At 74.2% G+C, this 2,336-nt stretch carries 1 protein-coding gene; it reads right to left on the bottom strand.

Annotated features, from left to right (window positions below; all coding sequences use genetic code 11):
• On the bottom strand, window positions 1–2,336 hold a 2,336-nt coding region (locus AOK23_RS40885; RefSeq protein WP_157878306.1), incomplete at both ends, for a type I polyketide synthase.

Below are 2,336 nucleotides of genomic sequence, written 5' to 3' on the forward strand. Positions count from 1 at the left end.
AACAGACGGAACTGCGCCACCTCCACCGCGAACAGAGCAGGCTGCGCCCAACCGGTGGACTCCAACACCTCAGCAGGACCGCCGAAGACCACGTCCTTCAACGACCCCGGCAACAACCCCTCAAAGCCCGCGCACACCTCGTCAAACGCAGCCGCGAACACCGGGAACGCCTCATACAGACCACGCCCCATCCCCACCCGCTGCGAACCCTGACCCGAGAACACCACCGCCAGACCGCTTCCGGCGGCCCTCCCCCGCACGACCGAGGGATGGGGGCGGTCCTCGGCCAGCGCGTCGAGCGCGGCGCGGAAGGACTCCGTGTCGGTGACCGGGACGGCGGCCCGGTGGTCGAGCGCGGCACGGTGCGCGGCCAGGGTGAGGCCGATGTCGTGCAGGTCGGGCGTGTTTCCGTCACCGTCCAGGTGGTCGCGCAGTCGCGCTGCCTGTGCTCGCAGGGCGGCCGCGCCGCGGGCCGAGAGCAGCATGGGGACGACGGGCAGCGGGCGGACGGTGTCGGTGGCGGGCTCCGCCGGGGCGTCGTCGCCCTGTTCGAGGATGAGGTGGGCGTTGGTGCCGCTCACTCCGAAGGCGGACACGCCCGCCCGGCGCGGACGGTCGGTGTCCGGCCAGGGGCGGTTCTCCGTGAGCAGTTCCACCGCGCCGGCCGACCAGTCCACCTCGGCCGTCGGCGCATCCACATGCAGGGTGCGCGGCAGCGTCCCGTGCCGCAGGGCCAGGACCGTCTTGATGACGCCCGCCACACCCGCCGCCGCCTGGGCATGCCCGATGTTCGACTTCAACGACCCCAGATACAGCGGCCGTTCACGGTCCTGCCCATACGTCGCGAGCAGGGCCTGCGCCTCGATCGGGTCACCGAGCCGGGTGCCGGTCCCGTGCGCCTCGACCGCGTCCACGTCCGCCGGGGAGAGACCGGCGTTCGCCAACGCGTCCCGAATCACCCGCTGTTGAGAGGGGCCGTTCGGCGCCGTCAGACCGTTCGACGCACCATCCTGGTTCACCGCCGAACCCCGCACCACCGCCAGCACCGGATGACCGTTGCGGCGGGCGTCCGACAACCGCTCCACCACCAGCACGCCCACGCCCTCGCCCCAGCCGGTGCCGTCGGCGCCGTCGGCGAACGCCTTGCAGCGGCCGTCGGAGGCCAGGCCGCCCTGGCGGGCGAACGCCTCGAAAGCGGCCGTGGTGGCCATCACGGCGGCGCCGCCGACGAGGGCGAGGCCGCACTCGTCGTCCCGCAGTGCCCGGACGGCGTTGTGCAGGGCGACGAGGGAGGACGAGCAGGCCGTGTCGACGGTGACCGCCGGGCCCTCCAGGCCCAGGGTGTAGGCGATGCGGCCGGAGAGGACGCTGCCCGCGGAGCCGGTGATGGCGTAGTCCCTGCCCTCCTCGGTGGTGAGGGCCAGGGTGGCGTAGTCGAAGTGGCCCGCTCCGACGAAGACCCCGGTGCGGCTGCCGCGCAGCGAGAGGGGGTCGATGCCGGCCCGTTCCAGGGCCTCCCAGGAGGTCTCCAGCAGGAGCCGCTGCTGGGGGTCCGTCGCCAGGGCCTCGCGCGGTGAGATGCCGAAGAACGCGGCGTCGAAGCCGGCGAGGTCGTGGAGGAAACCGCCCTCGGTGGGGAGGGCGCGGTCGTCGCCCGGAGTGGCGGTGTACCAGCCCCGGTCGGTGGGGAAGGGCGTGATGCCGTCGCGGCCCTCGGCGACCAGCCGCCACAGGTCCTCGGGCGAGCCGACACCGCCGGGCAGCCGGCAGGCCATGGCGACGACGGCCACGGGGTCGTCGCACACGCGGTCGTCGGGGGACGCTCCGGTGCGGGACGGTGCCGGTGCCGTGGCGGGTCGGGACGTCAGCAGGGCGCGCAGTTCGGCGGCCACCGCGCTGGGGGTCGGATGGTCGAAGACCAGGGTGCCCGGCAGCCGTAGGCCGGTGGCGGTGGTGAGCCGGTTGCGCAGGTCCACGGCGGTCACCGAGTCGAGGCCCAGGTCGCGGAAGGGGGCGTCGGCGGCGACCTCCGCCGCGTCGGTGTGGCCGAGGGCAGCCGCGGCCGAGGAGCGCACGACGTCCAGCAGACGGCGGTCGCGTTCGCGGTCGGTGAGGCCCGAGAGGGCCTCCGCCAGGGAGGTCGCGGCGGTCGTCGGCTGCTCGTCCGGGGCCGGTTCGCCCGTCCGGGACGCCGCCTCGGGGAGGTCGTCGAGGAGGGTGCGGTTGTGGGAGAGGCGGTAGCCGCCGGCGAAGGCCCGCCAGTCCATGTCGGTGACCGTCAGCGCGCTCCTCGACGCCGTCACCCACGACGAGACCGCGCTGACGGTCACCGACAT

This window comes from Streptomyces torulosus, from assembly GCF_001419765.1.
Classification (GTDB): Bacteria; Actinomycetota; Actinomycetes; order Streptomycetales; family Streptomycetaceae; genus Streptomyces; species Streptomyces torulosus.